This is a genomic window from Ancylomarina longa, from assembly GCF_003996985.1.
Taxonomy (GTDB): Bacteria; Bacteroidota; Bacteroidia; order Bacteroidales; family Marinifilaceae; genus Ancylomarina_A; species Ancylomarina_A longa.
On sequence record NZ_RJJX01000011.1, the window covers coordinates 35,474 to 61,364 of the forward strand.

Annotated in this window: 24 protein-coding genes; 18 read left to right on the plus strand and 6 right to left on the minus strand. The window is 37.8% G+C overall.

The window, feature by feature from the left end; translation table 11 throughout:
- The first annotated feature begins 81 nt into the window (after positions 1–81).
- Positions 82–1,833 carry an aspartate--tRNA ligase gene (gene aspS, locus DLK05_RS09530; protein WP_127343775.1) on the plus strand — a complete coding sequence of 584 codons (1,752 nt, stop codon included), beginning with the start codon at positions 82–84 and terminating at the stop codon, positions 1,831–1,833.
- A 69-nt stretch (positions 1,834–1,902) separates the two neighbouring features.
- Here aspS and DLK05_RS09535 read toward each other — a convergent pair whose 3' ends face one another.
- From DLK05_RS09535 to DLK05_RS09550, 4 genes are all read right to left on the minus strand, one after another.
- Complete coding sequence (locus DLK05_RS09535; RefSeq protein ID WP_127343776.1) at positions 1,903–2,181, minus strand: hypothetical protein; 279 nt, start codon at positions 2,179–2,181, stop codon at positions 1,903–1,905.
- Positions 2,182–2,319: 138 nt separating this feature from the next.
- Positions 2,320–2,514: a hypothetical protein gene (locus DLK05_RS09540; RefSeq protein ID WP_127343777.1), complete on the minus strand. Its 195-nt coding sequence runs from the start codon at positions 2,512–2,514 to the stop codon at positions 2,320–2,322.
- Between the two features lie 160 nt (positions 2,515–2,674).
- Positions 2,675–2,893 (minus strand): hypothetical protein, encoded by a 219-nt coding sequence (locus DLK05_RS09545; RefSeq protein ID WP_127343778.1) that lies wholly within the window; start codon positions 2,891–2,893, stop codon positions 2,675–2,677.
- A 203-nt stretch (positions 2,894–3,096) separates the two neighbouring features.
- A complete protein-coding gene (locus DLK05_RS09550; protein ID WP_127343779.1) occupies positions 3,097–4,260 on the minus strand; it encodes a 1-acyl-sn-glycerol-3-phosphate acyltransferase in 1,164 nt (387 codons plus the stop codon).
- Between the two features lie 294 nt (positions 4,261–4,554).
- On the opposite strand from DLK05_RS09550, the gene DLK05_RS09555 reads away from it, so the two are divergent.
- From DLK05_RS09555 to DLK05_RS09635, 17 genes are all read left to right on the plus strand, one after another.
- Positions 4,555–5,235, plus strand: a complete 681-nt coding sequence (locus DLK05_RS09555) for a zinc metallopeptidase (protein ID WP_127343780.1) — start codon at positions 4,555–4,557, stop codon at positions 5,233–5,235.
- Between the two features lie 222 nt (positions 5,236–5,457).
- Positions 5,458–5,895, plus strand: a complete 438-nt coding sequence (locus DLK05_RS09560; protein ID WP_127343781.1) for a hypothetical protein — start codon at positions 5,458–5,460, stop codon at positions 5,893–5,895.
- A 10-nt stretch (positions 5,896–5,905) separates the two neighbouring features.
- Positions 5,906–6,139 (plus strand): hypothetical protein, encoded by a 234-nt coding sequence (locus DLK05_RS09565; RefSeq protein ID WP_127343782.1) that lies wholly within the window; start codon positions 5,906–5,908, stop codon positions 6,137–6,139.
- Between the two features lie 371 nt (positions 6,140–6,510).
- Positions 6,511–7,158, plus strand: a complete 648-nt coding sequence (locus DLK05_RS09570; protein ID WP_127343783.1) for a CoA transferase subunit A — start codon at positions 6,511–6,513, stop codon at positions 7,156–7,158.
- Positions 7,159–7,172: 14 nt separating this feature from the next.
- On the plus strand, positions 7,173–7,559 hold the full coding sequence (gene kal / locus DLK05_RS09575; protein ID WP_209319815.1) for a 3-aminobutyryl-CoA ammonia lyase: 387 nt from the start codon (positions 7,173–7,175) through the stop codon (positions 7,557–7,559).
- Between the two features lie 6 nt (positions 7,560–7,565).
- On the plus strand, positions 7,566–8,390 hold the full coding sequence (gene kce / locus DLK05_RS09580) for a 3-keto-5-aminohexanoate cleavage enzyme (protein ID WP_127343784.1): 825 nt from the start codon (positions 7,566–7,568) through the stop codon (positions 8,388–8,390).
- Between the two features lie 42 nt (positions 8,391–8,432).
- Positions 8,433–9,467, plus strand: a complete 1,035-nt coding sequence (gene kdd / locus DLK05_RS09585; RefSeq protein ID WP_127343785.1) for an L-erythro-3,5-diaminohexanoate dehydrogenase — start codon at positions 8,433–8,435, stop codon at positions 9,465–9,467.
- Complete coding sequence (gene kamA, locus DLK05_RS09590) at positions 9,467–10,729, plus strand: lysine 2,3-aminomutase (protein ID WP_127343786.1); 1,263 nt, start codon at positions 9,467–9,469, stop codon at positions 10,727–10,729. The genes kdd and kamA overlap by 1 nt, the downstream gene beginning before the upstream one ends.
- Positions 10,716–11,723 carry a lysine 5,6-aminomutase reactivase subunit KamB gene (gene kamB, locus DLK05_RS09595; protein WP_127343787.1) on the plus strand — a complete coding sequence of 336 codons (1,008 nt, stop codon included), beginning with the start codon at positions 10,716–10,718 and terminating at the stop codon, positions 11,721–11,723. The genes kamA and kamB overlap by 14 nt, the downstream gene beginning before the upstream one ends.
- Position 11,724: 1 nt before the next feature.
- A complete protein-coding gene (gene kamC, locus DLK05_RS09600; protein WP_127343788.1) occupies positions 11,725–13,140 on the plus strand; it encodes a lysine 5,6-aminomutase reactivase ATPase KamC in 1,416 nt (471 codons plus the stop codon).
- A gap of 35 nt (positions 13,141–13,175) precedes the next feature.
- Positions 13,176–14,729, plus strand: coding sequence for a lysine 5,6-aminomutase subunit alpha (kamD, locus tag DLK05_RS09605; RefSeq protein WP_127343789.1), 1,554 nt, complete (start codon positions 13,176–13,178; stop codon positions 14,727–14,729).
- An 88-nt stretch (positions 14,730–14,817) separates the two neighbouring features.
- On the plus strand, positions 14,818–15,606 hold the full coding sequence (gene kamE / locus DLK05_RS09610; protein ID WP_127343790.1) for a lysine 5,6-aminomutase subunit beta: 789 nt from the start codon (positions 14,818–14,820) through the stop codon (positions 15,604–15,606).
- A 103-nt stretch (positions 15,607–15,709) separates the two neighbouring features.
- On the plus strand, positions 15,710–16,396 hold the full coding sequence (locus DLK05_RS09615) for a 3-oxoacid CoA-transferase subunit B (protein WP_127343791.1): 687 nt from the start codon (positions 15,710–15,712) through the stop codon (positions 16,394–16,396).
- A gap of 43 nt (positions 16,397–16,439) precedes the next feature.
- Entirely contained in the window at positions 16,440–17,648 is a 1,209-nt protein-coding gene (locus DLK05_RS09620; protein ID WP_127343792.1) for an acetyl-CoA C-acetyltransferase, read from the plus strand.
- Between the two features lie 90 nt (positions 17,649–17,738).
- Positions 17,739–18,878, plus strand: a complete 1,140-nt coding sequence (locus DLK05_RS09625) for an acyl-CoA dehydrogenase (RefSeq protein ID WP_127343793.1) — start codon at positions 17,739–17,741, stop codon at positions 18,876–18,878.
- Positions 18,879–18,905: 27 nt separating this feature from the next.
- Positions 18,906–19,691 (plus strand): electron transfer flavoprotein subunit beta/FixA family protein, encoded by a 786-nt coding sequence (locus tag DLK05_RS09630; protein WP_127343794.1) that lies wholly within the window; start codon positions 18,906–18,908, stop codon positions 19,689–19,691.
- A 9-nt stretch (positions 19,692–19,700) separates the two neighbouring features.
- Positions 19,701–20,693 (plus strand): electron transfer flavoprotein subunit alpha/FixB family protein, encoded by a 993-nt coding sequence (locus DLK05_RS09635; protein ID WP_127343795.1) that lies wholly within the window; start codon positions 19,701–19,703, stop codon positions 20,691–20,693.
- Positions 20,694–20,758: 65 nt separating this feature from the next.
- Here DLK05_RS09635 and DLK05_RS09640 read toward each other — a convergent pair whose 3' ends face one another.
- Both DLK05_RS09640 and DLK05_RS09645 read right to left on the minus strand, forming a co-directional pair.
- Positions 20,759–21,343 (minus strand): HutD/Ves family protein, encoded by a 585-nt coding sequence (locus DLK05_RS09640; RefSeq protein WP_127343796.1) that lies wholly within the window; start codon positions 21,341–21,343, stop codon positions 20,759–20,761.
- A 1,043-nt stretch (positions 21,344–22,386) separates the two neighbouring features.
- A complete protein-coding gene (locus DLK05_RS09645; RefSeq protein WP_127343797.1) occupies positions 22,387–25,650 on the minus strand; it encodes a S41 family peptidase in 3,264 nt (1,087 codons plus the stop codon).
- Between the last annotated feature and the right edge of the window lie 241 nt (positions 25,651–25,891).

The window sequence follows — 25,891 nt, forward strand, 5'->3', positions numbered from 1 at the left end:
AATGGTTTTTTTGTGGTGATAGTATCCCGATAAACGGGATGGAATATCACCTTATTGGTTGGAATCATTAAAAGGTAAAAGATGTACAGAACTCATACTTGTGGAGAATTAAGAATTGAGCAGATAAATCAAACGGTAACATTAAGCGGATGGGTGCAAAAAGCACGCGATTTGGGTGGAATGACCTTTGTCGATCTTCGCGATCGCTATGGCATTACCCAATTTGTTTTCAATATGGAAACCAATGCTGAGCTTTGCGATAAAGCCCGTAAACTGGGACGCGAATTTGTTGTTGCCATCACCGGAAAGGTTACGGAGAGACAAAGTAAAAACAACAAAATTCCTACCGGAAATATTGAGATCATTGCCGATAAATTGGAAATTCTCAGCAAATCAGCTATTCCTCCCTTCACCATTGAAGATGATACGGATGGCGGGGATGAGTTGCGTATGAAGTATCGCTACCTTGATTTGCGTCGTAGCTGTGTACGTGAGAACTTGGTTTTGCGTCATAAGTTGGGAATTGAAGTACGTAATTATCTGGATCAATTGAATTTTATTGAAACAGAAACTCCTGTTTTAATTAAGTCAACTCCGGAAGGTGCTCGTGATTTTATTGTTCCTTCGAGAATGAATCCCGGACAATTTTACGCTTTGCCTCAGTCGCCTCAGGTATTTAAACAATTGTTGATGATCTCGGGTTTCGATCGTTATTATCAAATTGTAAAATGTTTTAGGGATGAAGATTTGCGTGCCGACCGTCAGCCTGAATTTACTCAGATTGATTGTGAAATGGCCTTTGTAGAACAAGAGGATATCTTAGATACTTTCGAAGGTTTAACCAGGCATCTGTTTCAAAAACTGAGAAATGTTATATTCGACTATAATTTTCCAAGATTGGAGTATGCCGATGCGATGGAGTTGTACGGTAGCGACAAGCCTGATATTCGTTTCGAAATGAAATTCGTTGATTTAAGCGTTGTTGCTAAAGGAAACGGATTTAAAGTTTTTGATGAGGCAGAATATATTGGAGCAATTTGTGCCGAAGGTTGTGCAAACTATACTCGTAAGCAATTAGATAAATTGACTGATTTCGTGAGAAAACCACAGATCGGGGCCAAAGGATTGGTTTACGTAAAATATAATGAAGATGGTTCTTTCAAATCATCGGTAGATAAATTTTATGACGCTGCGCAATTGCAGAAATGGGCTGATGCCTGTAATGCCAAGCCTGGTGATTTGATTTTGGTTTTGGTTGGCGATAAAAGTGCTACGCTAACGCAGCTAGGCGAATTACGTTTGGAAATGGGATCGCAGCTTGGCTTAAGAGATAAGAATGTATTCAAACCACTTTGGGTGGTGAATTTTCCTCTTTTGGAGTGGGATGAAGATTCTCAACGTTTCCATGCTATGCACCATCCGTTTACTTCTCCTAAACAGGAGGATTTCCATTTGTTGGAAACTGATCCGGGAGCTGTTCGTGCCAATGCCTACGATTTGGTAATCAATGGTGTTGAAGTTGGTGGTGGCTCTATTCGTATTCATGATACCAATTTACAGGCAGAGATGTTTAAGCATCTTGGATTTACGGAAGAAGAAGCCAAAGAGCAATTTGGATTTTTAATGAACGCTTTTCAATTTGGTGCGCCTCCACATGGTGGAATTGCCTTTGGTTTTGATCGTTTGGTATCTATGTTTGCAGGTATTGATTCGATTCGTGATGTTATTGCTTTCCCAAAAAATAACTCCGGTCGTGATGTAATGATTGATTCTCCTTCGACTATTGCCGAAGAACAAATGATTGAGTTGGGCTTAGATTACAGAAAAAAATAAGATAATATCCTAATACTTAAAGAGGCTGTCTAATGATTTAGACAGCCTCTTTTTATGCAGTAATATGGTTTATTCTTCGGTTTTCTCGTCCTCTTTTGGTAATGATGCTTCTCTTTTGATCATTTCCTTATACATGGTACGCATGAATTTTACTCCGTAGCGAACGGCTTCATCCTTGCTGGTGAAACTAGCTTTTATTAATTGGTTAACACTGGCATCTTCGTTTGGATCGTCTGTATAGTAATAGATGCTTACATTTGGTCTGCCTCCTTTTTTCTTGATATCCAATCCAAACCAGGTTTCAAATACCTGATCGTCTACTTTGACATGGCGTTTAAATTTTATCATCTTAAATCGTTTTATTCCGCTGCGAATTTAATTCAAATTTTTAAATAAATGCACCTATTCTTTGGTTTTAGATATATAAAAAAAGAGAACCTTATCGGGATAAGATTCTCATTTTAAATAATGTATAATTCTGTATTCTTATAAGGAAACTTGTGGATTTAATAGCTCCGAGGCAATTTCATTAAACTTGCCGGAGTAATTTTGGTAGCACCAGTTTTTAAGGGCTTCAATTTCTGATGGCTTAAGCCACTGGATGGCTTTTGCTAATTCTTTTCGGAAAAGCCCAAAATCGAAGCTCACATTAGCAAGGACGATTTTTGTTTGTTCAAGCATCTTGTTTGTTTTTGTTGGGTTTGTAAACCTTCTTGTACGAATCTACTAATTAATGAGAAAACTATGGAGTAGATTAACAAGCCTTAACATTTTTTACGATTTGGAATCTTAGCAACTATCCTTCTGATTTGTAACCGTTGTATAGCATAAAAAAGAGGAGCTATTCTTGCTCCTCTTCTTTGTTTTTCTCTAATTCTTTAATTTTCTTCTCTTGGTTACTTAATAATACCATGGATAAAGTAAGTATAAACATCACAACCAGTTCGATGTAAATTCCTGTTCTATCAGGTATTTCTGCCGAGGAATTTAATAGATTGAAAATTGCAGCCACCATTATTAAAAAAGTGGACAGGATAAGAAGGAGTTTTATAAGTTTCATATTTTAAAATATTAAACGATACAAGTAAGTTTCATTCTATTGCTATTGTATTTTTTTGATGGTTTTAATTTACTGATATTTCCGAGACTCTAATTGATCCGTTTCAATTAATTTATTAACATCTTTTTTAAACGAAGTATTCTTCAGGATATAACAGAAAGTCTATTGCATAGAAAAGGCTTTCGATAGAAAGCCTTTTTAGTTTATGATTCTGGTATAAAATCAGGTTTTGATAATTCCAATTGATTTTTAACCGGATTGGCATATATTTCGAAATAAATCTCATCTAATCTTTTTCGATTGCCTTCGACAGTTCCCAGCTTTTTCTCCATGTGCTTTAGGAAAAGTTCTTTTTCCTCGGAAGTGTATTTCTCTGAAAACTCATTGGAATTGTTGATAATATCGAAGGCAATATAATTGTCTGGCCAAAGTTTAAAGTTCTTATGAATTCTATAATCAATTACTTCAGCTAAAGCTTTAAATTTATCTCTGCTATCATCCATTTCTTCAATTACATCAAGTATCTCAGAAATGGGATTACCTATTGCAAAATGAACCCTGCCTTTTTCATTGGTTATACCTTTAATCATACTTCGTAAATCATCCTTGGCGGTTTTATGGAAACCTTCGTCGCTTTCTTTTAAATAGACTTCCAATGATTTCATTGCATCGCATGGTTCATATTCGTATGAAATAGCAACAGGAACTATTCTCAGGCTCTTAAAGTGTTTTGCAAATTCTTTTTTGCCACTCATTTGCAGCATTTTGAGCAGGCTTTGTTGCGTACGATCATCCCCGTCTTTGGTTCTTCCTTCTCTTTGTGCAATCCAGATCGATGATTTTTTCGTATTTAAAGCATACGAAATATAATCGGATAGCAACTTGGAACAAGTTAGCATTTCCCGAACAGTAACATTCCTTTTTACTACAAAGCTTTTGTTTAATTTAACCAAGTCTTCAATCCATGGTTGAATTAATAAATTACTTCCTATTGCAATTTCAGTAGTATCGAAACCATTCTTATGGAGCATCACATTTAAAAGTGCAGAATCCAAAATGATATCTCTATGATCTGAAATAAAGAGGTAGCTTTCGTTAGGATCTAAATTATCTAACCCATCAATACTTATTCCTTTGGTGGTATTATCGATAATGTGTTGTGCTAAAAGAACAATGAATTTGGTTTGAAAATCATTGATGGTCTTTACTTCGCTTATTGCCTTTTCAATCATTTCTCTTGAAAATCCGGGAAACAATTGTTGTGCAAAACGAATAAATGCCTCTTCTGTTAACAGTCTTTTAATAACACCAGTTACTTCGGAATCCTTGTACGGACGAATGGCATCAAAATCTGATTCGGTGATCATTCTTTGGTTGATTTTGTTTTTTTAAGGAGTGCCAAAAATACGCAAATTATATGGAAAGTCTAAGGAATGCGTATTACTTTTTACCAGTAATGTTTATTAATCTGACTGAAATTCAAATATTTGAATATTTCTATTGATAGGTTTTTGTTGATGAAAAATACATGTTGAGGATTGGAATAGATGCTCTTAGGCTGCCAATTAGACATTCTTTTGAAGTATTATTCTATTGGCAAAGAATTTGTTTGTGAAGAGTTGATGATTCCTAATAAATTCTAAATTAATAAGCGAAAAGATATGATTGGTATTTGGTTGATATTTATTGTTTTTATGCTTATCAGTTGGCTGGTAAGTAATCAATTAAAGTCGAGGTTTAAAAAATATTCTCATATTTCCACCTCTAATGGCATGAGTGGTAAGGAGGTGGCAGAAAAAATGCTTCGGGATCATGGGATTATGGGTATTCGAATTGGTTCTGTTCAGGGACAATTGTCGGATCATTATAACCCTGCTGAGAAAACAATCAATTTGAGTAAGGATGTTTATTTTGGCAGAAACGTGGCTGCCGCAGCTGTTGCGGCTCACGAAACAGGTCACGCTATTCAGCATGCTCAGGCTTATACATGGCTAAATATGAGATCTGCTTTGGTGCCAATTGTAAGTTTTAGTTCGAAATGGATGCAATGGGTTTTGTTAGCCGGGATTTTATTGATGAACACCTTTCCTCAATTACTGTTGGCAGGTATTGTTATGTTTGCAGTAACAACATTGTTCAGTATTATTACCTTACCCGTGGAAGTGGATGCAAGTCAGCGTGCCATAAAATGGCTGAAAACTACCGGAATAACCAATTACGAATCGCAGCAAAAAGCAGAGGATGCGTTGCGTTGGGCAGCATATACTTATTTTGTCGCGGCACTTGCTTCTTTGGCTACCCTATTGTATTATGTGATGTTATATATGGGACGCAGGAATTAACAGAATCTTCGTAGTATTTCTGCAAAGTCTATCATAGTTTGTTCAAATTAGATGAGCTTCTTTTTTTGGGAGCTCATTTTAATTTGTACAGTGCGGAATTTGGAAGACAATATTAATGTCTACAGCTCTTCTTTCTAATTTATTTTTTCTTCTTGGAGCTATTGGACTTTGAGTTCCATTTTCTTTTCTTATTTTTAATCATTCAAAATAAAAATAACTGATATGGGCAAAATTGCTAAATACGGATTTGTTCTCTCCTTTGTGTGGGCTGGGTTTTTACTTGCAATTAGTTTTATGGAAGCTTGGGTTAAATTTAGAGCTACTTCTCTTGATTTTGCGACAGGCTTGGATGTAGGAGTGCATGTTTTTGGAGCGCTTAATCTAGTGGAACGTTTTTTTGCTGCGGCTTTATTAGTGTATGTGTTTATCTATTATACCGATAAGGTCGTAGTTGTAACGGGACTAACTATTTTTACTTTTATTGTGGCCCAATCCGGTTATCTATTACCAGAGTTGAATGATCATGCAATATTGATAATGCAAGGCATGGAACCAGAGAAGAGTTCCTCTCATCACTTGTATGTTGGAATGGAAATCGTAAAATTAATTGCATTATTTGTTTTAGGATTTAGGCAGGTGAATTTATGGAAGAAAGCTTGATTGTTTCATTGTGAATTTGCCCGATAAGGATGAAGAAGCTTTCATTTCTCATTATGTAGGCAATAATCTAATTTGTATCCATTTCCAAAATCAATTAAGGGAAATTCTAGGTTTTGAATTTTCAAAAAAAGACAGAGATGCTCCAGTAAAGGTGCAGAAAGCAAAAGATCTTTTGAATTCCTTCGAAATAGCCGATATTATAGCACATTTGACAAATTTACTACTAGCCATTAAAGAAGAATGATCCTATAAAAACTTCAATAGTGATTATTGGTGCTGTATAACATGCCTAATATTTTAATGGACGAACATGTTCTGCAACACAAAAACATAATCTCCAAATAAACTTATTTGTGAATAATCTCAACTAAAGTTAAAAATAAAACAAGTATTTCTGTTTTTTTAACTGATTTACCCTAATAATTCTCTCTATTTAGAATGGATAAACAGATGTCTTGTAAGTCTTCCTTATTCATTTAGAATTGATCTTTATATGGGAAAGTGCAATCGTTTTCATCCTTGATTAAAAAAATTATCTTTGTTCCGAAAATTAAACAAAAACTTCTGAAGGTAATAGTACAGGAGTATTTCGATGGATAGATAAAATTTTTTTCAATGAACAAGATAATCTCACTTGGCGAGGCAGTAGCAAAATTAGAAGATGGAATGACCATCATGATCGGAGGATTTCTTTCGGTAGGAACTGCAAATAATATGATTGATCAAATCGTTTCTTCTGATGTTAAAAATTTAACGATCATTTGTAATGATACAGCTTTTGCTGACAAAGGTCTTGGAAAGCTGATCGAGAATAAGCAGGTTACTAAGGTCATTACTTCTCATATCGGAACAAATCCAGCTACTATTGAGCAAATGAATAGCGGTGAAATTACTGTAGAATTTAGTCCTCAAGGCACCTTGGCTGAGCGTGTGCGTTCTGGTGGAGCTGGTTTGGGCGGTGTATTAACACCAACCGGATTAGGAACAATGGTAGCAGAGGGAAAGGAAATTATAACAGTAGATGGTAAAGATTTCTTGTTGGAAAAACCTTTGAGAGCTGATGTTGCTTTGATTGGTGCCAGTATTAGTGACACGCTTGGTAATTTAACTTATCGTGGAACCACGCAGAATTTCAATCCATTAATGGCAACCGCAGCCGACTTGGTAATTGTGGAAGCACAAGAAATGGTTAAAGCAGGAGATCTTAAACCAGAAGAAATTAAGACACCTTCAATTTTCGTGGATTATATTGTAAATAATTAAACTAACAGATACAAATGGAACAGGCAATTATTAGAGTAAGAATGAGTTCGCATGATGCGCATTATGGTGGTAATCTAGTAGATGGAGCAAAAATGCTTCAATTATTTGGAGATGTTGCAACCGAGCTTCTGATTCGTCACGATGGGGATGAAGGATTGTTTAAAGCTTATGATATGGTTGAATTTATGGCACCTGTTTATGCCGGTGATTTTATCGAGGCTGTTGGTGAAATTACTCATGCAGGAAATTCTAGTCGGAAGATGACATTTGAAGCAAGAAAAGTAATCGTTCCTCGTGCAGATATTTCTGATTCTGCTGCTGATGTTTTGGCTGAGCCAATTGTGGTGTGCAGAGCTTCAGGAACATGTGTTACTCCTAAGGATTGTCAACGAAATAAGTAAAATGCTATGGAAAAACTAATCATCACAGCTGCGATATGTGGCGCCGAAGTAACAAAAGAGCATAATCCTGCTGTTCCTTATACGGTAGAAGAATGTGTTCGTGAGGCTGGTTTGGCATATGAAGCAGGAGCAAGCATCATTCATCTTCATGTGAGAACAGATGATGGAACTCCTACTCAGGATAAGAATCGTTTTAAGGCGGTAATGGATGCTATTCATGCAAAATATCCTGATGTAATCGTTCAGCCTTCAACAGGTGGTGCTGTAGGAATGACTAATGACGAAAGACTACAACCAACAGAGCTGAATCCGGAAATGGCAACATTGGATTGTGGAACTCTAAATTTTGGTGGTGACGAAATATTTGAGAATACGGAGAATACAATCAAGTATTTTGGCGAAAGAATGATTGAGAGAGGTATTAAGCCTGAACTTGAGGTTTTCGATAAGTCAATGATTGATATGGCACTTCGTCTGAATAAGAAGGGCTTTATTAAAGCTCCCATGCATTTCGATTTTGTGATGGGTGTGAATGGTGGTATTGCCGGAACACTTCGTGATTTTGTATTCCTACGAGGAAGTATTCCAGCGGATGCAACTTATACGGTTGCTGGTGTTGGTCGTTTTGAATTTCCATTGGCGGTTGCTGCTATTATTGATGGCGGTCATGTTCGTGTAGGATTCGAAGATAATACAATGCTTGCTAAGGGTGTGCTTGCAAAATCAAATGGAGAGTTAGTGGCTAAAGTGGTGCGCATTGCAAAAGAACTTGGACGCGAAATTGCTACTCCTGCTGAAGCTAGAAAAATATTGGGTTTAAAACAAAAGTAAGTCTTTTAAATAGATACTTACTTTTTGATATCAGATAGTAAAATGAATAAAGGAAATAAATATGGAACTCATAGAGTGCTGGAACCAAAAGGCACTCTTCCACAACCAGCACAAAAGCTGGATAACACAATGTCGATTTACGATAATGAAGTTTTGATTGATGTTCAGACTTTAAATATCGATTCGGCAAGTTTCACACAGATCAAAGGTGCTTGCAATGCAGATACTGCAAAAATGGAGGAGATGATTCTTTCTATTGTTGGAGAACGCGGAAAAATGCAAAATCCGGTTACCGGATCCGGAGGAATGTTGATTGGTACAGTTAAAGAGGTTGGTCCAAATTTTCCAAATCAGAATTTGAAGGTGGGAGATAAGATTGCAACTTTGGTCTCTTTATCCTTAACACCGTTAAAAATTAATAAAATCAAGAATATCAATTTGTCTAACGATCAGGTGGATGCAGATGCACAGGCAATTCTTTTTGCAAGTGGTTTGTATGCGGTTTTACCTTCGGATATTCCTGAAAAATTGGCTTTGGCTGCTTTAGATGTAGCGGGCGCACCTGCTCAGGTGGATCGCCTGGTTAAAGAAGGCGATACCGTTTGTATTATTGGTGGTGGTGGAAAATCCGGTATGTTATGCTGCTATCAGGCAATGCAAAAGATTGGTCCAAACGGAAAAGTGATCGTTGTAGAATATTCCGAAGAGAATGCGCGACGAATCAAGGAACTTGGATTGGCAACTCACGTTTTGGTTGGTGATGCAACTAACGTTATGGATGTTTATAACAGAGTTACTGAAATTACGGGGGAAGATTCTTGTGATGTGGTAATCAATAATGTAAATGTTCCTTCTACAGAAATGACTTCTATCCTGATTACAAAAAATAGAGGATGTGTTTATTTCTTCTCCATGGCTACCTCATTTAGCAAAGCAGCATTAGGTGCTGAGGGTGTTGGTAAGGATGTGGATATGATTGTAGGAAATGGTTATGCTCTTGGTCATGCCGATCTTACTTTAGATATTATCAGAAAATCAGAAGGAATTAGAGATTTGTTCGAAAAATTATACGTGTAATGACTAATAGTAACAGACGCAAAGAATTGTTTCCTGAGGTAACCGACATACAGTGGAATGACTGGAAATGGCAGGTTCGCAACCGTATCGAAACTTTAGATCAGTTAAAAAAATATATTCAACTTACCGAAGAGGAAGAAGAAGGAGTTAAAAGATCATTGGCAACACTTCGCATGGCAATAACTCCTTATTATTTGACTTTAATTGATCCGGATAATGCAAATTGTCCGATTAGAAAGCAAGCTATTCCAACAGCTGCGGAAGTACATCAAGCGGATGCTGATCTATTGGATCCACTTCACGAGGATGAGGATTCTCCAGTTCCGGGATTGACTCACAGATATCCGGACAGAGTATTGTTTTTGATTACCGATATGTGTTCTATGTATTGTCGTCACTGTACTCGTCGTCGTTTTGCAGGCCAGTCGGATGCTTCTACTCCAAAAGATAATGTTGAAAAAGCCATCGAGTATATTGCAAATACACCGCAGGTGCGCGATGTTGTACTTTCTGGAGGAGATGCTCTATTGGTAAGTGATGATAGATTAGAATATATCATTAGCCGATTGAGAGACATACCTCATGTTGAAATTATTCGTATTGGTAGTCGTACTCCAGTGGTATTACCACAGCGTATTACCGAGAATTTGGTGAATATGTTGAAAAAATATCATCCTATTTGGTTAAATACACATTTCAATCATTCTGATGAGATGACCGAAGAAGCAAAAGCTGCTTTGGCTCGTTTGGCAAATGCTGGGATTCCTTTAGGAAACCAATCAGTATTGTTAAAAGGAGTGAATGACTGTGTGCATATCATGAAAAAACTGGTGCACAATTTGGTGATGAACCGTGTTCGTCCGTATTATATTTATCAGTGTGATCTTTCCATGGGATTAGAGCATTTCAGAACTCCGGTATCAAAAGGTATCGAAATTATTGAAAGTCTTCGTGGTCATACTTCCGGATTTGCAGTTCCTACTTTTGTAGTGGATGCTCCGGGTGGAGGTGGAAAAATACCTGTTATGCCACAATATGTAATTTCTCAGAGTCCTCATAAAGTGGTTTTGAGAAATTTTGAAGGGGTGATAACTACCTATACTGAACCAACCTATTACGAGGATAAATGTACTTGTCCGGATTGTTTGATTCAGGATAAAAATGAAGGTGTTGCTTCTCTTTTAGACGGGGAGAATTTATCTATTGAACCGGATCATTTAGCACGAAAAGACAGGAACAAAAAAACGCATGCCGTTTCTTAATAATATAGAGAGCTATAGCAGTCTTTCGATTGTAGGACTTGAAAAAAATACTGGTAAGACCGAGTGTTTGAATTATGTGCTGTCCCGTTTAAGGGGCAGCCATAAACAAATTGCTGTTACTTCGATTGGTATTGACGGGGAAAGCCGCGATCAGGTTACACATACGCATAAACCAGAAATTGAATTGAGTGAAGGGATGGTTTTTGTGACTTCGGAACTGCATTATCAGAAACGAAATTTACTTTCTGAAGTATTGGATGTTTCTCGTCAATCTACCAGTTTAGGGCGATTAGTGACAGCCAAAGTTTTAAGTAAGGGGAAAGTGCTTTTATCTGGTCCTGCAAGTAATCATGCCATAAAGGAACTTTTAGCTGACTTGAGAAATAAAGGGGTTGATTTGAGTATTGTGGATGGAGCATTATCGCGCAAGAGCTTGGGTTCTCCGGCTGTAACTGAGGCTATGATTTTGGCGACAGGAGCAGCTCTTTCGGTAAGTATTTCACAGTTGGTTTTCAAAACACAGTATGTGTATGATTTAATTCAATTGCCGGAGATAAACAGCAAGCTTAAAACAAAGCTATCTGAAGTGGGAAGTGGAATTTGGTCGGTTGATGCAGAGGAGAATATAAAGGATATAGGAATTAGCTCGGTTTTATTGATTGATAAGGAAAAGGATAAGCTTTTTAAGTATGGTCATCGTTTTTTTGTAAGTGGAGCGGTAACGGATAAGTTCTTGGGTTTTCTGAAGATTCAAAAACAGATTGCAGAAATTCAATTGATTGTTCGGGATTTCACCAGTATTTTTGCGAGTCCGGAAACTTATTATGCATTTGTAAAGAGGGGCGGAAGTATTCGTGTTTTGAATCATACAAATTTATTGGCTATTACAATAAATCCAGTTTCACCTGATGGTTATACCTTAAATTCGGATGAGTTAAAAGAGGCATTAGAGCGTAAATTAGATATTCCGGTTTACGATATTAAAAGAATATAGCATGTTATTTCGAGAAGCCATATTAAACACAAGCGGATTGCAATTTCTGGTAGAGAATTTGGATCTGAAATCTTCTTTGGGAAGAAGATTTCTGCTGAATTCGAAAATGATGTATGAGGAGTTCGAAATTGCAGCAGAATTGAATTTGGTAAATCAGTTTGTACAACTCCTGGCTTTCGAACCAAATGCAGAGATCCTATCCAAAATTCAGCATAAGTTAAGCCAGTTGCGAGATATTAGAGGAACCGTAAATAATTTGCAAGCTAATTTGGTGTTGGACGATGTGGAGCTTTTCGAAATTAAAGTTTTTGCTTTGCTTACGCAGGAAATTAAAGTATTGCAAAAAGAGTTGAAGAATGTTGTTCTTGAAATCCCGGATCTTCAACCATTAATAAGAATTCTTGATCCTCAGAATACAAAAATCCCATCTTTTTATATTTACGATAACTACTCTGAGGAATTGGCAAACGTTCGTAAAGCTTTAAAGATAACGAAAGCAAAGGACGGGGTTTCGGATAAAGAAGTGGAAGTGTGTTTTGATAAGGTTCAAAAAATTGAAGCTTTGGTTCGGGAAGATCTTTGTGCGAAGATTAAGATGTTTGGTAATAATCTGGCACAATCATTAAATCAGCTTGCACATTTGGATTTATTGATTGCAAAGGCAGCTCAAGTTTTGAATTTGAATTTGAATCAAGCAGAAATATCCGAAAAGAATACAAATTATAAGGGAATGTTCAACCCAATGATAAAAAATGAACTTGAAAATAAGGATAGAAAATATCAAGCAATAGATATTGAATTGGAGAAATCGGTTTGTTTGATTACTGGTGCGAATATGGCAGGCAAAACAGTAGTTTTAAAAACACTGGCTCTTTGTCAGTATTTGTTTCAATTTGGTTTTTTTGTGCCGGCAGATTCCGCTCAAATTAGAATTGTTGACAAAATAAGCACTTCAATTGGGGATGAGCAGAGTGAACTAAACGGACTTTCTTCTTTTGCTTCGGAGATGCTAAAAGTAAGTGAGATGGTTGAAGACGCTCAAAAATATGAAAATGTACTGATCCTAATTGATGAATTGGCAAGAACAACAAATCCAGTAGAAGGATTGGCAATAGTTAATGCTGTGGCTGATATTTTTCATCAAAATAAAATATGTAGTGTAATTACTACTCATTATAGTGGATTAAATCCTTACTTCAGAAAACTACGGGTAGTTGGTCTGGATAAGGAATTGGGAGATAATTTGATCACCCAAAAAAATATTAACAGTTATATGGATTATTCATTGGTAGAGGATTACAATGGGGAAGTTCCTCACGAAGCGCTTCGCATTGCCTCCTTGTTGGGAATCAATAAGGAAATTGTAGAAAAAGCGCAGAACCAATTGAATGGAAAGCTAGTTATTAATAAATGTTAGATCTTAAAATCTATCAGGAAAAAGAATAAATTGAAATGCAAAGGAGCAAACTAGGTCTTGATTTTGAAAAAATAGGACATGCAAAAGAGGTGTCGAAGCGAATTGCTGACGATGTTCAAAAATTCGTAGACAATTACTCAACAGTAGCTGTTGAGCGTACTTTGTGTCGTCTTTTAGGTATTGATGGAGTGGACAAAAATGAGGTGCCATTACCCAATATATTGGTGGATGAGTTGAAGGAAAAAGGAGTGTTGAGCGAAGGCGTAATGTTCTTTTTAGGGAATGCTGTTCTGGAAACAGGATTAAATCCACAGGAAATTGCAGAAAAAATTGCAAATGGGAAGTTGGATATCACTAAAATTCCGGTACATACTAAAGAAGAAATTCATCAGACAATTCAGCCTTTGGTAGAGAAAAGTATCCGGATGATCAAAGATCGTAAGGCAAAAAGAGATAATTATCTGGATACTATTGGAGAAGGAAGTAAACCATATTTATACGTAATTGTAGCTACTGGTAATATCTACGAAGATGTGGTACAGGCGGAAGCTGCTGCTCGTCAGGGTGCAGATATTATTGCAGTAATTCGTACCACAGGACAAAGTTTGTTGGATTACGTTCCTTACGGTGCAACTACCGAAGGTTTTGGTGGTACTGTCGCTACTCAGGAGAATTTCCATATCATGCGTACTGCTTTAGATAAAGTTGGAGAAGAGGAAAAACGTTATATCCGTTTATGTAACTATTGTTCTGGCTTGTGTATGCCGGAGATTGCTGCCATGGGTGCGATTGAAGGTTTGGATGTGATGTTGAATGATGCCTTATACGGTATTCTTTTCCGTGATATTAATATGCAACGCACCATTGTAGATCAATACTTTTCAAGAATATTGAATGGTTTTGCAGGTGTTATTATCAATACCGGCGAAGACAATTACCTTACTACTGCAGATGCTTTTGATGAGGCACATACCGTTTTGGCTTCAGATTTTATTAACGAGCAATTGGCATTAGTAGCAGGATTACCTGAAGAACAGATGGGATTGGGTCATGCTTTCGAGATGACTCCTGATTTGGAAAATGGTTTCCTTTATGAGCTGGCACAGGCACAGATGATCAGAGAGATTTTCCCGAAAGCGCCTTTGAAATATATGCCACCAACAAAATTTATGACCGGGAATATCTTTAAAGGAAATATTCAGGATGCTTTATTTAACCAGATTTCTATTTGGACCGGACAGGGAATTCAATTATTGGGAATGCTTACCGAAGCAATTCATACTCCTTTTATGTCGGACAGATACCTTTCCATAGAGAATGCCAAATATATCTTCAATAATATGAAAAGCATTGGGGATGAGATGGAATTCAAAGAAGGTGGAATCATTCGCAAGAGAGCTGCAAAGGTTCTGGATGATGCAATTACCTTGGTGGAGAGCATCGAAAAAGAAGGATTATTTAATGCTCTTGAAAAAGGAATTTTTGCGGATATTAAACGTCCTAAAAATGGAGGTAAAGGTTTAGATGGAGTTGTAGAAAAAGGAAGCAACTACCTCAATCCTTTTATTGAATTAATGCTAGGTAAATAGATTATTAGACTAGAGTGCTGAGTATCGGAACAAGCGATTCAATCAAATGTTTCCGGCCTCAGATCTAAATATATAGGAGACAAAAAAAATGAGTGGAGGTCTTTATTCAACAGAATCAAATGAGTTTGATAAAACCCTGGATCTAACTAAGATAAAACCTTACGGGGATACCATGAACGATGGTAAAACTCAGCTTAGTTTTACCCTTCCGGTAACTAAAGGAGAGGAAGCAATCGAAGCGGCTAAACAATTGATGAGAAAAATGGGTTTTGAGAATCCTCAGGTTGTTTACGTGCAGGAATTGATGGAAGGATTTACATTTTTCAATTGCTATGGCAATTGCACACACACTGTTGATTTTACAGATATTGATGTTCCAAAAGTAGAATCTACTACTATGGATATGCACGAAACAGACGATTTTATAAAGGAAAATATTGGTCGTTCTATTCGTGTGATTGGAGCGAGTACCGGGAGCGATGCTCATACAGTTGGAATTGATGCGATCATGAACATGAAAGGATTTGCAGGTCACTATGGCTTGGAGAGATATGATATGATAGAGGCTTTAAATATGGGTAGTCAGGTACCAAACGAAGAGTTTATCGCTAAAGCAATTGAATTAAAAGCTGATGTTTTATTGGTTTCTCAAACGGTAACTCAAAAAGATGTTCACATTAAAAATCTTACTGAATTAGTAGAATTAATGGAAGCAGAAGGACTACGCGATAAGGTAATTTTGATTTGTGGTGGACCTAGAATCTCTCATGAGCTTGCAAAAGAACTTGGTTACGATGCAGGTTTTGGAATGAATAAATATGCTGATGATGTCGCTTCTTATGCGGCTCAGGAATTAAGTAGAAGATTGAATGGATAGCATATAGTCACTTGTTACAGGTCATTAAAATATTACCGAATTCAATGGCCATTGATAGTTTCGCTATTGAATAGTGACTAATGACCGATATAACTAATAAGACATGGATAAGAAAGAAATCAGAGAGGTGATTGCCAAAAGAGCTGCTCTCGAATTAAAAGACGGTGATGTGGTAAATCTAGGCATTGGTTTACCTACAATTATTCCAAATTACGTTCCTGAGGAAGTGAATGTAATTCTTCAGTCGGAGAATGGATTACTCGGAATGGGTGCTGCTCCTGCCGAAGGAGAGGAAGATCCTGATTTTGTAAATGCTGGTGGTGGTTACATCACTTGCAAGGCCGGAGCTAGTAGTTTCGATAGTTCTGTTTCTTTTAGTATCATTAGAGGAGGACATGTAGATGTTACTGTTTTAGGAGCTCTTCAGGTGGATGAAAAGGGAAATCTTGCCAACTGGATTATTCCGGGTAAAAAAACTCCTGGAATGGGAGGTGCTATGGATCTTATTGTAGGAGCAAAACGTGTTATTCTTGCCATGGAACATACTGCCCGTGGCAACCATAAAATCATGAAGGAATGTAACCTTCCATTAACAGCAGCCGGACAGGTGAATATGATTATTACTGAAATGGGTGTTATGGAAATTATTCCGGAAGGAATTCTCTTGAAGGAATATAATCCGGTCTTTACCTTGGAAGAAATCCAGAATGCTACTGATGCCAAATTAATCATTGCTGAGGATTTAATTGAAATGAAAATTCAAGGCCAGAACATCCCTTGTCATAGCTAAATATTCCATAGATTATTAATGATCAATCTTAAAAAATAAAGATATGAGCAAAGTATATATTGTTGCAGCCAAACGTACTGCAATCGGAAAATTTTTAGGAACATTAACTCCTGTGAAACCTGCCGATTTGGGAGCTACTGTTATCAAAAACATCATTGAAGAAACTGGTATTGATGCCGCTCAACTTGATGAGGTAGTTGTAGGAAATATTCTAATGGCTGGTCAGGGACAAGGTGTTGCTCGTCAAGCTGCCATTAAGGGCGGTGTACCTCAGGAAGTGCCAGCTTATGGAGTGAATATGATTTGTGGCTCGGGAATGAAAGCCATCAATTTGGCCTATGCAAACATTAAAGCCGGAGAAGCAAAAATGATTCTTGCCGGTGGTACCGAAAATATGTCGAATGCAGGTTTTGTGATGCCAGGTACGGTTCGTACCGGTCATAAAATGATGGATTTAAAAGCTGTTGACCACATGGTTTATGATGGCTTAACCGATGCTTTCGGAGGATATCATATGGGAATTACTGCTGAAAATATAGTGGAAAAATACAATATAACTCGTGAGGAGCTGGATGCATTCTCACTTGCTTCTCAGCAAAAAGCAATGGCCGCTCAGGATAAGGGAAACTTCAAAGCAGAAATCGTTCCTGTAGAGATCAAAACCCGTAAGGAAACGATCCTATTCGATGCTGATGAGTTTATTAATCGTAGAACCAGTGCCGAAAAGCTTGCTGGTTTAAGACCTGCCTTTAAAAAAGATGGTACTGTAACTGCCGGAAATTCATCAGGAATTAATGATGGTGCTGCTTTCGTTTTACTTGCTTCGGAAGAGGCTGTGAAAGAGCATAACTTAACTCCATTGGCTGAAATCGTAGCTACCGGACAAGGTGGTGTGGATCCTGCAATCATGGGAATGGGACCAGTTCCTGCTGTTGCCAATGTATTGAAGAAATCGGGTATGAAATTGGAGCAAATGGAAGTATTGGAACTGAATGAAGCATTTGCTGCTCAATCTTTAGGTGTGATCAAACAATTAAGTGAAGATCATAACGTGGATGCAGAATTCTTTAAGGAGAGATCTAATAAAAATGGTGGAGCTATTGCTTTAGGTCATCCAATTGGATCTTCGGGAACTCGTATTACTGTTAGCTTACTACACGAAATGAAAAGAAGTGGTAACGAATACGGATTGGCTTCCTTATGTATTGGTGGCGGAATGGGGACTGCCATCATTTTGAAAAATGTGAACTAAAGTATCTGATAATTGAATATTTAATTAAGACTCAAGAGCTGTTTTCTTGAGTCTTATTGTTTATATCTTGATATTATTTTAATAAAAGACATGGATTTTAGCCTAACTAACGAACAAGAATTATTTCAGCAAATGATTAGGGACTTTGCTGAAAATGAGGTGAAACCTTTGGCGGCAGAAGTGGATGATCTGGAGAGATTTCCCATTGAAACGGTAGAGAAAATGGCCAAGATTGGAATTATGGGTATTCCAATTCCAAAACAATATGGTGGTGCCGGCGGAAACAATTTAATGTATGCTATGGCAGTAGAGGAATTATCTGTTGTTTGTGCAACTACCGGTGTAATTGTATCTGCTCATACTTCTTTGTGTGCTGCTCCTATATTGGAGAATGGTACCGAAGCTCAGAAACAAAAATATTTACCAAAACTAGCTTCCGGCGAGTGGGTTGGTGCTTTTGGATTAACCGAGCCAAATGCTGGTACCGATGCTGCCGGACAGCAGACGATAGCAGTAGAAGATGGTGATAATTATATTATCAATGGAAGTAAGATATTTATTACCAATGCCGAATTTGCTCATGTTTATGTGATTTTTGCAATGACTGATAAATCGAAAGGTACTCGTGGTATCTCTGCCTTTATCATCGAAAAGGATACTCCGGGATTTTCTATCGGTAAGAAAGAAAAGAAAATGGGTATTCGTGGTTCTGCAACTTGCGAGCTGATTTTCGAAAATGTAGTGATACCAAAGGAGAATTTGCTGGGGAAATTGCATAAAGGTTTCGGAATTGCCATGAAGACTTTAGATGGCGGTCGTATTGGAATTGCTGCTCAGGCATTGGGAATTGCTCAGGGAGCTATCAGCGAAACAGTGAAGTATGTGAAGGAAAGAAAGCAATTCGGTCGTCCGATTTCAGGTTTTCAGAACACACAGTTCCAATTAGCAGATATGAATACCAAAACCGAAGCTTCGCGTATGTTGGTTCGTAAAGCTGCCAATAAAAAGGATAAGAAATTGCCTTATTCTGTGGATGCTGCTATGGCTAAATTGTATGCTGCAGAAACTGCAATGGAAGTTACCAATAAGGCAGTTCAGCTTCATGGTGGTTATGGATATACTAGAGAATATCCGGTAGAACGTATGATGCGTGATGCAAAAATTACAGAGATCTACGAAGGAACTTCAGAAGTTCAGAGAATGGTGATTTCTGCAAATATGTTGAAATAGGTTTCATATCTAAAATCTGAAAGAAAAATGAAAATAGTTGTCTGTATTAAACAAGTACCGGATACTACTGAAATAAAAATAGATCCTAAAACAGGAACTTTGATTCGTGATGGAGTGCCAAGTATCATGAATCCGGATGATAAAAGCGGTTTGGAAATGGCATTGCAGTTGAAAGACGAATATGGAGCGCATGTAACAGTGATTACCATGGGACCTCCTCAGGCCGAATTGATTCTTCGCGAAGCATATGCCATGGGGGTTGATCGTGCCATTCATCTTACCGATAGGAAATTTGCAGGTGCCGATACCTTAGCAACTTCGCATGCTTTGGCTGGTGCATTACGAAAAATAGATTTCGATTTGTTGATTACCGGTCGCCAGGCGATTGATGGGGATACTGCTCAGGTGGGTCCTCAAATTGCAGAGCATCTTGATTTACCACAGGTTTCCTATCTACAGGATTTGAAATTTGATGGGGTAAAGACCTTTACCATGAAACGTCATATCGAAGAGGGATACCAAATGCTTGAGGTAGATGCTCCTTGTGTGGTAACCGTACTTTCATCGGCTAATAAGGCCAGATACATGAGCGTTGGTGGTATTGTGGATGCTTATCAAAAAGAAGTGGAAGTTTGGGGCTTCAACGAAATTGAGGTGGATGAGGCTAATTTAGGTCTGAAAGGATCACCAACAAGTGTTTATAAGGCTTTTGCTCGTGGACTGAAACCTGCTGGTGAATTGTACGAAGTGGAAACCGACGAGGCTGTGGGTATCATCATCAAGAAATTAAAAGAGAAATTTATTCTTAATTAGGGGGTGGCTATGAACTTAGAAGAATATAAAGGCATATACGTTTTCATCGAACAACGGGAAGGCGAAATTCAGAATGTAGCATTGGAATTATTAGGGCAGGCCAGAAAATTGGCTGATCAGCTTAATGATAAGGTTTACGCCATGCTATTTGGTCATAAAATTGCAGACAAAGCAAAGGCGTTAATCGCTCATGGAGCAGACGAGGTGTTGCTTGTGGATGCTCCTGAATTGAAAGATTACACAACAGAACCTTATGCGCAGGCTATCTGCCAGATTATCCGCGAAAGAAAACCAGAATCTTTATTGATTGGTGCTACTACCATTGGTCGCGATTTAGGACCGAGAGTATCGGCTCGTGTAGGTACTGGTTTAACTGCCGATTGTACAAAAATTGAGATTGGCGAAAAGAATGAAATGTTGATGACTCGTCCTGCTTTTGGTGGGAATTTGATGGCTACTATCGTTTGTAAAAATCATCGTCCGCAGATGGGTACTGTGCGTCCGGGTGTACTATTTGCCATGGATGCAGATGCAAATCGCAAAGGGGAGATCGTGAATTACGAGGTGAAATTTGATTCCAGTAAGTTTAGAGTGAAACTATTGGAGACCGTGAAGGAGGAAAACGATTTGATCGATATTACCGAAGCTAAAATTTTAGTTTCCGGCGGACGTGGTATTGGTAATAAGGAGGGATTTGCTGCTATGGACGGATTGGCTAAAACCTTAGAGGCGGAAGTTTCGGCTTCGCGTGCTATGGTGGATGCTGGTTACATCGGACACGAGCGCCAGGTGGGGCAAACAGGTAAAACCGTTCGTCCTGACTTGTATTTTGCATTTGGTATTTCAGGAGCCATTCAGCATGTTGCCGGAATGGAAGATTCTGATTTGATTATCGCTGTAAATAAAGATAAATATGCTCCCATATTCCAGGTTGCCGACTTGGGTATTGTGGGAGATGCCAAACAGATCATCAGCAAACTAACCGAGCGTTTGGGAAAATAATATTGTTATAGATTAGGTGCCTGACAGATTGATTTACTATCCGTAAATTAAATTTGTCAGGCTTTTTAATTTCTGCTTATTTTCGAGATTATAAGCATACTGTCTTCGGCAGCGATTAGTCGGATATTTTCCGATTTTATTTGGTGAATCACTAATAAGTCATCCTTTTCCAGATGTTGATTCCCTTTGGGATGGGACAGGCTGATTTTTCCCGAATGCACATAAATCAAGACCATCTCCCAGTTATTGTCTACCTCATAATCCAGCAATTCCTGTTTTAAAAGCTGCTGGCAGGATAGTTCTCCCCTGGCATTTCTGGCAGTCATCAGATTAAAATCGGTGCATTTACCTACCGAGGTAGTTTTCCAATCGCCCTCGAAGGCATCTAAATCAAATTGCTCCAGTTTTTTTGTGTAATGATTCTGGTGTGCAATGGTAATTTCTCCTTCTAAAATCATAATCTTACGAGATATTCCCGGCAGGGACGTAAAGCTCGATTGCTCCATCTCTACTTTGGCCGAACTGATTCTGAAATCGAAATCCCGAGCCTGATAATTAGCTGTTTCGGGATAGATATAGAGTTGGGTACTGGTTCCTCCAGACCAATTAATGGTTTCGAATTTATCAGCTTTTACAATGGTATATTGCATGAGTCTTTAATTTGATTTTTGGATTTGCTAAAAGTAGCATTTTTGTTTTTTCCTTTCCCGGAATAGCTTAGATTTTGCCTTTAAATCTAAATTAAAATGATCAGATGCAGTTTTATGAATATAAGTGGCTCTGCGTATTTAGAAACTATTGCTGCGCATTAAGTAGTCATCTCTACGCACTTTTTACCCGCTCATCGCTTCTGGAAACCATTTCTACGCATTAAGTAAGCTATTCTACGCACTTGGGAGCTGCTCATCGCATTAAGTAGTCATCTCTACGCACTTTTTACCCGCTCATCGCCTCTGGAAACCATTTCTACGCATAAAGTAAGCCCTCTACGCACTTGGGAGCTGCTCATCGCATAAAGTAGCTACTCATCGCGGGGCTTTCAGAGGTTTTTGATGATTTTGTCTCAAGAGGTGGTCGCCAATTTTGTGTAATGCTTGATATTTAAAAAATAAAAAGCCGAAAATCACAACGGCCCCTATTTTCCGTGCAATTTTCGGCCAGGGAATTGTCTATTTAAAAACCAGAAAATGGTTTTCTTGGAAAACAGACCCCTATTCTTCCTTCCGCTGGTAGGTTAATAACCCTATTTCTGGTTTTATTAATATTCAGCTTCCGGAAGTTTTTATACTTATAAAATCAGGAGAACGAAGCCCAAATCAATTGAGGTAAAGTGAAGTTTTGGGCTTCGACTCCTGGTATTATTTATCCAATTCTTCCCACCAAACCGAAGTCATGGTTCCGGCAACAGGCATCCCAACCAATTTGCCTAAGCCCATATGCCCAAGGTGTGCTTTGTGCATTGGAATACTCCAACTAATAGATTTTCCAAATTCATGTTTCGTCTTTTTCCTTGTGATTGATTAATTAAGTATGTTTTGCCGGTTTGGACTAGTCTAATTAAAAGATAGGAAGCCGGTTTCCCAGACTTCCTATGTGTTATTGTTTGTTGTAAATAAAGTTTTTCTGTGCCTTGCAAAACACCTCTCCCATAAGGAGAAGTGCGGTTCTGCAAGGGTATTAAAATTTACACAGACTAATTCTTATCTAGTTCGGATAATAAGGATTCAACGGCTTTTTGCAGTTGTTGATCCTTACCTTTAATTGCTTCTTCGTATTCGTTGGCAACTTTTATATCCGGTTCTATTTGATGATTTTCGATATACTGTCCGTTTAGGTCTTTTACACCTACCATTGGCATTCCAAAGTATAATGTTGGGTCCTGAAGTGTTTCCCACCAAACAGCGGTCATGGTTCCGGGAACCGGCATTCCTATAAGCTTACCAATTTTTAAGGTTTTATAAACGTATGGAAAAGCACAAGCATCGGAATAGTTACTCTCACTAACCAAAACAGCAGATGGTTTTTTCCATTTCGACAATGGTTCTGTACCTAAATCTTGTCCTCTTGGGGATAAGGTAGAGTACATTTTTCCGCTTAGTAAGGTAACCAGATCGTCGTGCAACCAACCGCCGCCATTAAAACGGGTATCCACGATTATTGCCTCACGTGTTCCGTATTTTCCAATTATTTCGGAATATACTTTTCTAAAGCTTTTGGAATCCATTCCTCTTACATGAACATAGCCAATCCGCCCGTTGGATAATCGGTCACAATCTTCCTGACGCTTCTTTACCCAACGTTCGTAAAGTAAGTTACCGATTCGTGAAACAGGCTTTACGGTTTCATCCCAACGCTCTTTCGAGTAAGGATTGTATAGACTAAGCAATACTTTTTTACCTGCTTTGTGATTTAATAAAGGATAATAGCTTTTGTCTTTTGTAATGGCAATGCCATCAATTTTTTCGATAATATCACCTACTTTAATTCTTGCATCAGCTATATCTAAAGGTCCCTTTTCAATAATCTCAGCAATGCGTAGTCCATTACCTTCATAGTTCCAATCGAAGAAAGCACCCAAATGTGCTGTTCTGTCAGGATTTTTAGGATTAGGACGATATCCGGAGCCAGTATGAGAGGCATTTAATTCCCCTAATAGTTCGCTTAGCATTTCTGCAAAATCGTAATTGTTGTTGATATAAGGTAAAAAGCGTTTGTATTCTTTTTTATAAAAATCCCAGTCGATGCGATGCATTTCAGGATCGTAGAATTTCTTTAGCATTTGGCGCCAAACATGTTCGAATAGATAAGCTCGTTCTTTGGCTTTATCCAAATACATTTCGGCAGTGTAGCTTATGTTTTTGCGTTTGTTTGATGCTACATCAACTTTAATGATGCTGTTTCCCGACATCAGGAACAGATTTTTAGCATCTTTATCGAACTGCATGGCTCCACCGCCACCTTTTAGGTCTAAAATCTTTTTGGTTTCTTTCTCCTCCAGATCATTCACCCATAGGTCATATCCACCATCGAATTTGCTTAGATAGAATAATTTTTTTCCGTCAGGAGTAAGAATTGCATCCGAAAGTTTAGATGGATTGATCGTTAAACAAATCTGACGATCTTCCATTCCGGAAAATTCAATTTTAAGATCCTCAACCTTCTTTTTGTCTTTCTTGTCCTTCTTATCTTTTTTGGACTTTTTGTCTTTATCTTCTTTTTTATCGGCGTCAGCTTCTTTTTTCTTTTCTTTTTCGGCTTCTTTCAATAGCTCTTTCTCTTCTTTCGATAATTGGAATTTGTCGAAGGCTTTCTTATTGAAAAATTGAATGTAAACATCCGATTCCGCTCCCCAACTACCATGACTTCGATAGCCACGTTTGTCGGTAAACCAGATCATAGCATCTCCTTTTAAGGACCATTTGGCGTCCGAATCACTATATCCACTTTCTGTAAGATTCACAATATTTTTATTTCCTTGGGCATCCACCAAAGCAACGTCGGGCATGAAAATAGTGTGAGGATAAAAATTGACTAAAAACCATTTTCCATCTGGCGACCAATCGTAGTGTTGATCTCCATCAGAATAGGAATAATTCCATTTTTTGCCCAATATGGTTCTCACTTTTTTAGATTCCAGGTTAATCACTTTTAAGATTACTCTTTCCTCTAAAAAGGCAACTTCTTTTCCGTCGGGAGAATATTTAGGTTGAAAGGTTTCTGCCTCTGTTTCCAAAATTGGTTCTTCTTTTAAAAGAGTAGCATTGGCAAAATGAGTCTCCTCTTCGCGAACCAATTTGGTTTGATATAAATTCCAGCTGCCATTTCTTTCCGAAGCATATAGTAATGCTTTTCCATCAGGGCTAAAACTAACCGAACGTTCCTGTTCCGGAGTATTGGTAATTCTTTTGGTGGTTCCATATTCTACCGAGGTGACAAAAACTTCTCCTCTAACGATAAAGGCAACTTCTTTACCGTTTGGGGAAACGCTCATTTCTCTTGCTCCGTTTCTTAACTTCTCGTAGGTAATGGCATTCTCCTTGTTATCTACTGCTACACTCACCTTTAATTTCACAGGTTCTTTTCCTTTTTCCTGGGTGTATATTTCTCCATTCCACGAATAACAAAGTTTGTCCTGATTAGAAATACTAAGGAAACGCACCGGATGTTTTTCAAAAAAGCTTATCTGAGTTAATTCAGTTTTGTTATCTACAGGAGCTTCCCATACATTAAAGCTTCCCGATTTTTCACTTAGATAATAGATGTTTTTGTTGTCGGTACTATAAACCGGATATAAATCTTCGCCTTTGAAAGTGGAAAATTTATTGTGTTTTTTATTTTTCACATCATATAACCAAATATCCCGTGTTACTGCCGAGGTATGGTGTTTTCTCCAATGGTTTTCGTATCCTTTACTGTCGCGATACAAAATGTAATTCATGTCTTTGCTATATTTTGCATCTAATGCAGGCGAGCTTAATAATTGGGTGATTTCGCCACCTTCTGTTGGAACACTATATAATTCAGGTAAGGTTCGGGTAGGGAACATCACACTTTTGGGTTTGTCGTAGATCATTGCCGAAAAGAGAATTTCCTTACCATCCGGATTAAAGCTGGATGGTGTTTCGCTTCCGGAGTAGAAGGTGAGTCTTTTGGGGCTTCCTCCTGTGGCAGGAATAGTGAAAATATCAAAATTTCCATGTCTGTCTGATGCAAAAGCAACGGTTTTGCTGTCGGGAGACCATATAGGTTGATAATCGTAGGCTGGATTGCTGGTTAGAGGCATTGCGATACCACCTTCAGCAGGAATAGTGAAAAGGTCTCCTCCATATTCAAAAACAATAGTTTGTCCGTTAGGGGATATTGCTGGATAACGTAGCCATTGTGGTGTCTCCATTCCTAGAAGACTTTCTGCCAAGGCCATTAAAAATGCAGAAATAAAAAAGAGCTTTTTAATCATGTCTTAAAAAATTGCGTTAAAAATCTGAATAGCATATAATTGTTAAGGTAATTTGTGGTATTTATCACATTTCATACCATAAATTGTAAGCATTTAGTATTGTGTGGGTTCTACAGGGATGTGTAATTGTATTATGAATGCTTTTGTTCGGATATGAACAAAAGTATGTTCGGTATCGAACGTATTATGTGGATTCAGATCAATATTAAATTAGAACCGAATTATTGTTTTTTAAGGAAAA

Bases quoted from the DNA above. Each gene is read 5' to 3' on its own strand.
- kamA (WP_127343786.1), top strand. From the start codon at position 9,467: ATGACTAATAGTAACAGACGCAAAGAATTGTTTCCTGAGGTAACCGAC.
- kamD (WP_127343789.1), top strand. From the start codon at position 13,176: ATGCAAAGGAGCAAACTAGGTCTTGATTTTGAAAAAATAGGACATGCA.
- DLK05_RS09570 (WP_127343783.1), top strand. From the start codon at position 6,511: ATGAACAAGATAATCTCACTTGGCGAGGCAGTAGCAAAATTAGAAGAT.
- DLK05_RS09550 (WP_127343779.1), bottom strand. From the start codon at position 4,260: ATGATCACCGAATCAGATTTTGATGCCATTCGTCCGTACAAGGATTCC.
- kamB (WP_127343787.1), top strand. From the start codon at position 10,716: ATGCCGTTTCTTAATAATATAGAGAGCTATAGCAGTCTTTCGATTGTA.
- kamE (WP_127343790.1), top strand. From the start codon at position 14,818: ATGAGTGGAGGTCTTTATTCAACAGAATCAAATGAGTTTGATAAAACC.
- DLK05_RS09545 (WP_127343778.1), bottom strand. From the start codon at position 2,893: ATGAAACTTATAAAACTCCTTCTTATCCTGTCCACTTTTTTAATAATG.
- kamC (WP_127343788.1), top strand. From the start codon at position 11,725: ATGTTATTTCGAGAAGCCATATTAAACACAAGCGGATTGCAATTTCTG.
- kdd (WP_127343785.1), top strand. From the start codon at position 8,433: ATGAATAAAGGAAATAAATATGGAACTCATAGAGTGCTGGAACCAAAA.
- DLK05_RS09615 (WP_127343791.1), top strand. From the start codon at position 15,710: ATGGATAAGAAAGAAATCAGAGAGGTGATTGCCAAAAGAGCTGCTCTC.
- DLK05_RS09640 (WP_127343796.1), bottom strand. From the start codon at position 21,343: ATGCAATATACCATTGTAAAAGCTGATAAATTCGAAACCATTAATTGG.
- DLK05_RS09535 (WP_127343776.1), bottom strand. From the start codon at position 2,181: ATGATAAAATTTAAACGCCATGTCAAAGTAGACGATCAGGTATTTGAA.
- DLK05_RS09625 (WP_127343793.1), top strand. From the start codon at position 17,739: ATGGATTTTAGCCTAACTAACGAACAAGAATTATTTCAGCAAATGATT.
- kce (WP_127343784.1), top strand. From the start codon at position 7,566: ATGGAAAAACTAATCATCACAGCTGCGATATGTGGCGCCGAAGTAACA.
- DLK05_RS09630 (WP_127343794.1), top strand. From the start codon at position 18,906: ATGAAAATAGTTGTCTGTATTAAACAAGTACCGGATACTACTGAAATA.
- DLK05_RS09560 (WP_127343781.1), top strand. From the start codon at position 5,458: ATGGGCAAAATTGCTAAATACGGATTTGTTCTCTCCTTTGTGTGGGCT.
- kal (WP_209319815.1), top strand. From the start codon at position 7,173: ATGGAACAGGCAATTATTAGAGTAAGAATGAGTTCGCATGATGCGCAT.
- aspS (WP_127343775.1), top strand. From the start codon at position 82: ATGTACAGAACTCATACTTGTGGAGAATTAAGAATTGAGCAGATAAAT.
- DLK05_RS09645 (WP_127343797.1), bottom strand. From the start codon at position 25,650: ATGATTAAAAAGCTCTTTTTTATTTCTGCATTTTTAATGGCCTTGGCA.
- DLK05_RS09555 (WP_127343780.1), top strand. From the start codon at position 4,555: ATGATTGGTATTTGGTTGATATTTATTGTTTTTATGCTTATCAGTTGG.
- DLK05_RS09635 (WP_127343795.1), top strand. From the start codon at position 19,701: ATGAACTTAGAAGAATATAAAGGCATATACGTTTTCATCGAACAACGG.
- DLK05_RS09620 (WP_127343792.1), top strand. From the start codon at position 16,440: ATGAGCAAAGTATATATTGTTGCAGCCAAACGTACTGCAATCGGAAAA.
- DLK05_RS09540 (WP_127343777.1), bottom strand. From the start codon at position 2,514: ATGCTTGAACAAACAAAAATCGTCCTTGCTAATGTGAGCTTCGATTTT.